General features: G+C 57.5%; 7 protein-coding genes. 1 reads left to right on the forward strand and 6 read right to left on the reverse strand.

The annotated features are described in order from the left end of the window. Nucleotide 1 precedes the first annotated feature (1 nt). The 5 genes from ACWIUF_RS08115 to ACWIUF_RS08135 form a co-directional block, all read right to left on the reverse strand. Complete coding sequence (locus ACWIUF_RS08115; RefSeq protein ID WP_448571783.1) at nt 2-544, reverse strand: chemotaxis protein CheW; 543 nt, start codon at nt 542-544, stop codon at nt 2-4. Nucleotides 545-562: 18 nt separating this feature from the next. Next, entirely contained in the window at nt 563-928 is a 366-nt protein-coding gene (locus ACWIUF_RS08120; RefSeq protein WP_448571784.1) for a response regulator transcription factor, read from the reverse strand. Nucleotides 929-1,149: 221 nt separating this feature from the next. Beyond that, complete coding sequence (menD, locus tag ACWIUF_RS08125; protein ID WP_448571785.1) at nt 1,150-3,054, reverse strand: 2-succinyl-5-enolpyruvyl-6-hydroxy-3-cyclohexene-1-carboxylic-acid synthase; 1,905 nt, start codon at nt 3,052-3,054, stop codon at nt 1,150-1,152. 124 nt (nt 3,055-3,178) lie between these two features. Further along, entirely contained in the window at nt 3,179-4,657 is a 1,479-nt protein-coding gene (locus tag ACWIUF_RS08130) for an isochorismate synthase (RefSeq protein WP_448571786.1), read from the reverse strand. A gap of 215 nt (nt 4,658-4,872) precedes the next feature. After that, nucleotides 4,873-5,604: a TerC family protein gene (locus tag ACWIUF_RS08135; RefSeq protein WP_448571787.1), complete on the reverse strand. Its 732-nt coding sequence runs from the start codon at nt 5,602-5,604 to the stop codon at nt 4,873-4,875. A 143-nt stretch (nt 5,605-5,747) separates the two neighbouring features. Between ACWIUF_RS08135 and ggt the strand changes: the two genes are divergently transcribed. After that, a complete protein-coding gene (gene ggt / locus ACWIUF_RS08140) occupies nt 5,748-7,316 on the forward strand; it encodes a gamma-glutamyltransferase (protein WP_448571788.1) in 1,569 nt (522 codons plus the stop codon). Between the two features lie 121 nt (nt 7,317-7,437). Here the strand turns inward: ggt and cgtA are convergent. Continuing rightward, a partial coding sequence (gene cgtA, locus ACWIUF_RS08145) for an Obg family GTPase CgtA (protein WP_448571789.1) occupies nt 7,438-8,367 on the reverse strand: 930 nt, incomplete at its 5' end.

An 8,367-nucleotide genomic window follows, 5' to 3' on the forward strand; every position in this document is an offset into this window, starting at 1 on the left:
TCTAGGCTGCCCACCGTGCTGACCGAATAATGGCTGCCTGATCAAGCAGCCGCAATGTTTCACCTGTATCTTCGTTCAAAACCCATTCCCCCCGTAAAAAGGGCAGAATGCTGTCAGGTACATTGCTTGCAATTTGTAACTCGTCGAGATCGAGCCAGTCCATGCCCACAATTTGGTCCACAGCCAGCCCTAGAATAGTGTCTTGGTCCTGAACGGCAACTACCGAAATCTCGTTGCGATCGGTGTTAAGGAGGGTGGTATCCCCTAGAAATTGCCCCAAGTCGGCAACCCAAATTACCTGGCCGCGTAGGTTGAGGGTTCCCAGGAGCAGGGGAGAAACATTGGGTATGGGGGTAATGCGATCGGGGGAAAGGGAAATCACCTCCTTGATCCCGACGGCATGGAGGGCAAATTCGGTACCGGCAGGCACATAGAAGCGAAGGTGTAACTCACCTTCGGGGTTACCCATCCCCTCATCCGATCCCTGGAAAGCAGGTACCTGCCCTGGCCCTCGGCCCTTGAGAAAATCTGAACTTGCGACCATACCCTCTCTCTTCTCCCACTATCCGCGCAAAAGCTGTTTGACGGTCCCAACCAGTTCCGTTGGTTGAAATGGCTTGGCAATGTAGGCATCTGCACCCTGGCGCATTCCCCAATAGCGATCGAATTCTTCGCCCTTGGAGGAACACATCACCACAGGGATATCCTGGGTTTTGGTATCGGCTTTGATCCGCCGACACACCTCGTACCCATTCATCCGGGGCATCACAATATCCAATACGACCAGATCTGGACGCTGAACTTGGATTTGCTCTAAGGCTTCGACACCATCACTAGCAACATAGACCTTCAGACCACTATTCTTTAATAGTTCAGTGATCATCTCCCGTTGCGGCACACTGTCTTCTACCACTAGCACTAGACTCATTACGCTTGCCCTTCCAAGTCGCGCCGCGCTCATTGCCCATGACCCAAGCCATAGCAGTCGCCGGATACGCTGCTTCCCTGTTAGTATAGTCTCTAATTTCTAATGTAAACCCAGTCGGTCGGGATCTGTCTAGCAGATTTTTAGTCCTAGGGGTTTGTCTTGACGGGGACCGCTTTCCACCCCACCAGCACAGGACATTCCCTGGCTGAGTATTCTGGCCCTTAGGGTGTGAAGCCTCCTAAGAAACAGGTCGATGCCTGACCCACAGGGAGGGAATGGGGGAGGCGGGCAAAAAATTGCTTCCGCCAGTGAGCGTCCGCTTGGCGATCGCTCCGTACTTCCAGTAACCGGATACCTGTTGTGGGCAGCGGATTTAACCAGTCTTGGAACTGTTGCCAGTCGGTCATCCGAATATGCTCAATACCGTAGGTGGCGCAGAATTGGGCAAAGTCAATCTGCTGGGGGGTTGCAAAAAATTCGGTGAAGGGGGGGTCAAACTGGGCGATCGGTAGTGACTCAAAAATGCCCCCGCCATTGTTGTTAATCAGCACGATTGTCAAATGACCGACCAGCTTTTTCCCTAGCAATAGCCCATTGGTATCGTGTAAGAGGGCTAAATCCCCAGTTAACAACACTGTGGGCTGATGGCGATGGGCAATGCCCAAGGCAGTTGAGAGAGTGCCGTCAATGCCGTTTGCGCCTCGGTTGAAAAAGGGATGAATCTGGCGATCGCCGGGGGGCCAAAACCACTCCACATCGCGCACGGGGGTACTGTTGGCGATGAACAGGGGCGTCCCGATTGGGAGCGTTTGGGCTAACAACCATGCCACTTTGCCTTCAAACGGGTCTGCTAATGCGGCTAGGGTCGTATCTATTTCGGTGCGTGCTCGGTGCTCGGCTGCGGTCCAGGCCAAGCAATAGGCTGTTGGGGGGCTGGCAGCAGCGGGAGTCGTCTGGGCTGTGATGAGTGCGCTCAAGGTTTCTACGGATAGCCGCAGGTGTTGGGTGGGACCGTGGAGGGGGTCAAAGTTGTGGTCACTGGCATCGACGATCCAGCGCTGGGGTTGACCCTGGGTAAGCCACTGGCGGAGTTCCTTGCTGGTGGGGAGTTCGCCAATTTGCAAGACGATGTCTGGGTAGACCGTCGTCCGCCACTGGCGATCGCGTAGCAGCCAATCATAGGTGGTGATCAACGCGGGACAGAGGGACTGGAAGTTCCGCAACGGGGATAATCCCTCTGCTAACACCGGCCATTGCAATCGGGTAGCTAACGCCGCGATCGCTTGACAGTATGCCTGCGGATCATGGGGTTGGGCCAACCCCGCGATGATGAGGCCGCGATTTCCCTGGGTAGACGTGGCGCGGACGCACTGCCACCAATATTGGACGGTGGTGCGTCGGGACGTCAGGTTGGGGTTGACTGGGTCAAGGGCGAAACGTGCCGAGGGGTCGCCGGGGCGATCGGGGGCAATCGGGTCTACTGGAGCGGCGACCGGATCGTGAATTCCAGCAAAAAACACGGCTGGTTCAAAGTCCTGCATCTGGTCTGCGATCACTGGATCAACGATCGGGGTCAGGGGTTCCCGTAGCGGCACATTGAGGTGAACTGGGCCCGCCACTGGCCATTGGGTCCGTTCCCAGGCATAGACCAGCGTTTGGCGCAAATAGGCTAACCGATCGCGGGCCACACTCGGGGTTGCCAATTCTGCCTGCCAGTTAGGATAGCTGCCGTAGAGCTTGATCTGATCAATGGTCTGTCCTGCATGGCACTGGCGCAGTTCCGGGGGCCGATCGGCGGTCAGGATCAGCAACGGTACCTGGCTCTCATGGGCCTCAATCACCGCTGGGTAGAAATTAGCCCCCGCTGTTCCCGATGTACACACTAAAACTGCCGGTCGTCCTGATCGCCGCGCCAACCCCAGGGCAAAAAAACTGGCTGAGCGTTCATCCAGCACCGGGATGGCCTCAATGCTAGCATGGGCTGCCAAGGCAATTGCCAACGGGGCCGATCGCGACCCCGGACACACGACCGCCGTGGCCAGTCCCAGTCGATACAGGGTCTCCGCCAACACCGAAGCCCAAACCGTATTGGTATTGCGATCGTCAATCCCCACGTCGCCTGTCACCCACCCCACTCACAATTCCCCGATGCCGACTCCCATTACAACTATCCCCCAACTGGCTTGATTGTCCCCCAATGCCTCACCCCTCTTTTCTCTTTCCTAACGCCTAACGCCTAACGCCTAACGCCTAACCCAATGCCCGTAACAGCCCTTGCAGTTTTAACTGAATTTCCGCCAGTTCCTTCTGCGGGTCTGACCCTACCACAATCCCGGCCCCGGCATAAAGCTGGGCACGATAGCGATGGGCGGTCTCAGGGGGATCATGACGCAGCAGGGCAGAGCGAATGCCGACCCAAAACTCGCTATTTCCGCGATAGTCCACCCAGCCTAAGGGAGCGGCATACAAGCCGCGTTCAAACGCCTCGTGGCGGCGGATGTACTCACAGGCTAGGTTGCGGGGAACCCCGGCCACGGCGGGGGTGGGATGCAGCGCGGCAACGATCGCCAAGGGCGGCAGGGTTGCGGGTAGGGTAGCTTGAATCGCCGTGTGTAAATGCTGAATATTGGACAATTGCAAAATGGTCGGCGCTGATAACTGGCTGCTTAGCCCCAACTGCCGGAGGGTTTGCTCAATAAAGGTCACGACAACTTGGTGCTCATGCTGATCCTTACGGCTGTGTAGGAGCGCACTGGCGAGGGAGGCATCCGCCGCTGCCGTGTGTCCCCGCGGAGCCGATCCGGCTAGGGCATCTGTGGTCAATTGTCGATCTTGGATCTGGATCAGCCGCTCTGGGCTGGCTCCTAAGAAGGTATCCCCACGGCCATTACTGGTGGCGAACACGTAGCAGTCTGGATAGGCCACCCGCAGGCGCTCGAGGCAGGCACCGACCTGAAACGGATACTGGGCCTGGACCTCCAGACAATCCGCCAATACGGCCTTATGCAACTGTTGGGATTGAATGGCCGTGAGTACTGTTTGAATCGATCGCCGAAACCGGGTACTGTGGTCAGCCCGCACTGAAACCGTATTAGGCTGGAACCGGGGTAAGGGAGGCGGAAAGGTGCAGAGTTGCTGGTACTGTTGGTAGACCGCTTGGGCCAAATGCCACAGTTCGGATGTCCCGCCCAGGGGTAAATTAAAAACCAGTACTCCCTGGGAACCCCGACGGGCCAAGTGCCACCGAGGTAAAAACAGCGTTGAGGCTGGGAAGGGGTGATTGGGGTTGGCTTCCCCCTCAAAAAAGGTAAACCGACAACAAAAGTGGGAACCGGCCCAGGGCAGGTGCAGCTCCCCTAAATGCACCGTGTGGGTCAGGCAGTGGTCAATAAATGTCTGGGCACGCCGAAAGCGATCGGGGCCTGAGACCTGGACCGTAGCGGCAGCGCCAAAGGCCACGATCGCCGTTTCCCGGTTGACACATTCGTAAAAAAAGTGCAGCGGTTCCCGGGTCCGGAAGTGTTCCAGCACGGCTAATCCCGCGATCGCAGGCATGGCGATCGACAGACTGACAAACTGGGGGTCCGGCGCGGTGCCCTTGGATCGCCGACAGTCAACGAGAAGTCGATAGAGGGACTGGGGGTCCCGCAGGGCTGATTGGAGGCACTGACTACGCTGCGGTGAAACAATCATGGCGCTAGAACGGCTGGCCGGGGGGTCAATCTGCATTCTCCTGTTGCCCCCACGCATCGAAGGCCCTTAACGGTGTTTCGGCCCGACTGGAACCTGACTGCGGCCAGAAGCGACGGCCCCTGTAGGGCATGTGCCGCATAGCGATATCTGGAGTCGTGTCTGATTGGCATGGGGATAATTCGGGTCTCTACCCCTCCCTATTGTGCAGTAGAGGCATCACTTTACAGTAGCTTTGTTGGTGAGATTCCGATTTAGCCTTGATCGCCACTCCCCACCCCTACTTCATGGCTTTCGGTGGCCGACGCTGCTGGGGTGCGCTGGGAAAATCCCCAGACAAACACCAGGGCAATCAACACGACCATCAGCCATTGGGGGGGCACGAGAGTGTCATTGATCACTTTCAATAGGAGCCGTCCCCCCACAAAGCCAACCGTGATAAATCCCGCATCCTCAAGGTGGACAAATTCATCCAGCCAGCGAATGAACAACCCGGCCATAAACCGCAGGGTTAAGACGCCAATCACGCCCCCTAAGATGACCAGCCAGCGATCTTGGGAAAGGGCGATCGCCGTCGTCACGCTGTCCAGGGAGAAGGCTAAATCGGTGAAGGCAATCAGGGGGATGGCTTGCCACAGGTTGCTAAACCGGGGACCGTGGTGGGTGTGTTGCTCGTCACCCTCCTCGGAGGTGAAATACTCAAACACTAGCCACAATAAATAGGCCGCCCCCATCAGTTCAAATTGCCAGTAGCCGATCACCCAGGTTGCCGTCAGGATCAAAACAATGCGGAGGATGAGGGCAACCACCAGGCCCAGGTTCAATGCCCGACGTTGCAGAGTTGGGTTTTCGAGTCCTTGAGCTAGGGCGGCTAGGGCGATCGCATTATCCGCTGATAGGACAGCTTCCAACGCGATCAGCACAGGTAGCAGTAACAGGGTATCTACCCCAACGTTGGGTGATAGCTCTAGTAAATGATCTAGCATGGAGGGTTACTTACAGCAGCCATAGAATATCTCAACGGGATGTCAATCGGGATGCTAACCGGGGATGACCGGCAAACAGGCATGTCTCAATTATTATTACCTACGACGCTAGTGGGTTGTTTGGGCGAGGTGGTTGGAATCCAATGGAGCAACGAGGAGCCATTGCCGCTGGACATCCCCAGACGGCTGAGGCGGGATTGACAATCTTGCAAGCCGGGGGGAATGCCTTTGATGCGGCGATCGCGGCGGCCCTAGCGGCCTGTGTGACGGAATCGGGCTTGATTTCCCTGGCGGGCGGGGGCTTTCTCCTGGCCCACACGGCGGATCGTCGCAACCTGCTCTTTGATTTCTTCACCCAAACCCCCCAACGCAAACGGCCTGTGGCGGATCTGGATTTCTATCCGGTGATGGTGAACTTTGGCGATGCGGTCCAGCAGTTCCACATCGGGTTAGGCTCCATCGCCGTACCGGGGGTGCTCAAAGGGTTGTTGCACATCCATCGGCAATTGGGCCGCCTCCCCCTCGCGGATGTGGCGGCCCCCGCGATCGCCTATGCCCAGCAGGGGGTGACGCTCCAGGCATTTGCTAGCTATTGTTTGCAAATCCTAACCCCCATTCTGACGGCAACGCCTGCGGGTCAACAGATTTATGCACCGACAGGACAGCTCTTGCAACCGGGGGAGATCCTGCGGATGCCAGCGTTTGCGGCCACGTTGGCTGAGGTGGTTAAAAACGGCGATCGTCCCCTTTATCAAGGGGATTGGGCCAGGGGGCTGATCGACGCCTGTGAACACGGCGGGGGACACCTTACCCAGGCCGATCTGCGGGCCTATCGGGTGATCGAACGCCAGCCCCTCACCCTCACCTATCGTGGTAATACGATCCTGACGAATCCCCCGCCCAGCACGGGGGGGTTACTCATTGGTTTTGCCCTCAAGGTTTTAGAAGCGATCGACTTGTCCCAGGTGACCTTTGGTAGCAATAACCATCTGCGTATCCTGCGTCAGGTGATGCAGTTAACCAATGCCGCCCGCCGCGATCGCTATACTTGTGACCTCGATACCGCCGATCTCCTGACGGCCTTCCTGGAGCCGATGGTTCTCCAACCCTACCAACAGGCCCTCCAGGCAACTGCCCAGGCGGGGGGGAACAAGTGGGGCAGTACCACCCAGATCAGCGTTATTGATGGCGAGGGCAACGCGGCGAGTATGACTGCATCCAATGGGGAGGGGGCCGGTTTCCTGATTCCGGGGACAGGGATCATGGTGAATAATATGCTGGGGGAGGCAGACCTGAATCCTGATGGGTTCCACACCTGGCCACCCAATCAACGCCTCGCCTCCATGATGGCCCCCACGATCGTTCTCAAGGATGGCCAGCCAGAACTGGTGCTTGGCTCCGGGGGATCGAACCGCATTCGGACGGCCATTTTACAAGTCCTGCTGAATATCCTCGATTTCCAAATGCCCCTGGCAACGGCGATCGCCAGTCCCCGCCTTCATTGGGAAGAGCAGGTCTTAAATCTGGAACCCGGCCTACCCGGAGCCGATACTTGTCAACAATGGGCTGCTAACGCGGGCGATCGGGTCCTCTCCTGGCAAGCCCCCAATATGTTTTTTGGCGGGGTTCATGCTATTAGTCAGCAGCCAGATGGCACTCTAGCGGCTGTGGGTGATCGGCGACGCGATGGGGTAGGGCTGGTTTGGGATTGAGTTTTAGATTTTAGATTTTAGATTTTAGATTTTAGATTCCCGACGGTGAGAGGGGGATCTGACCTGCAAGTTTAGGGGGGAGGTTGGGGTGGTAGGTGAGACGCCCCTATGGCCACCCAGATTAGGTGGCGGAGGTTGCCCAGGGGGCTGCTTCTATTGGGATGCCGTGTTCGGGTTGTGTCTGCGCTGGTGTATCAAGGTGCTCCCAAACGGCTTGTAATAATGTCTCTAAACCTAAGCCGGTGGCGGCTGAAATTTGCTGAATCGGCTGGCCCAGTTCGGTCTGTAGCGGCTCGACTAAGGCGGTCAGTTGGTCCGGTGCGATCGCATCTAGCTTGTTCAGAACAACGATCTGGGGGCGATCGGCTAACCCCCGCCCATAGGCTTGAAGTTCGGCTTGAATCGTATGGTAAGCCGCGATCGGGTCGGGTCCCGTGGCATCCACTAGGTGCAGCAGCAGACGAGTACGCTCCACATGGCGCAAAAATTCATGGCCCAACCCCACGCCGAGATGTGCCCCTTCGATCAACCCTGGAATGTCGGCAAAGACGGTCCCGTCTCCCGTGGGTTTGCGCACGACTCCCAAATTGGGGACCAGGGTGGTAAAGGGGTAGTCGGCAATTTTGGGCCGGGCGGCAGAGAGAACGGAAATTAGGGTTGATTTGCCCGCATTGGGTAGACCAATAATCCCCACCTCCGCTAGCAGCTTTAGCTCCAGCCGTAACTGGCGAATCTCGCCGGGTAAACCGGGCAGTGCCCGCTCCGGCGCACGGTTGCTGTTGCTGAGAAAATGGGCATTCCCCAAACCGCCTTTCCCGCCCTGGGCAACGCATAGGGTTTGTTCGGGCTGCACCAAATCCCCTAGCAGTTCACCGGTTTCCGCATCGTAGATCAATGTGCCGCAGGGGACCTCAATCCAGCGATCGTCCCCCGAAGCCCCGGTCATGTTCTTGGGGCCACCCCGCTGGCCATCTTCAGCCTGAAAGGAGCGGGCATACTTAAAATCCAGGAGGGTTTGCAGATGGGCGGTTGCCCTGATCCACACGGACCC

It is taken from the genome of Trichothermofontia sp. (assembly GCF_053493415.1).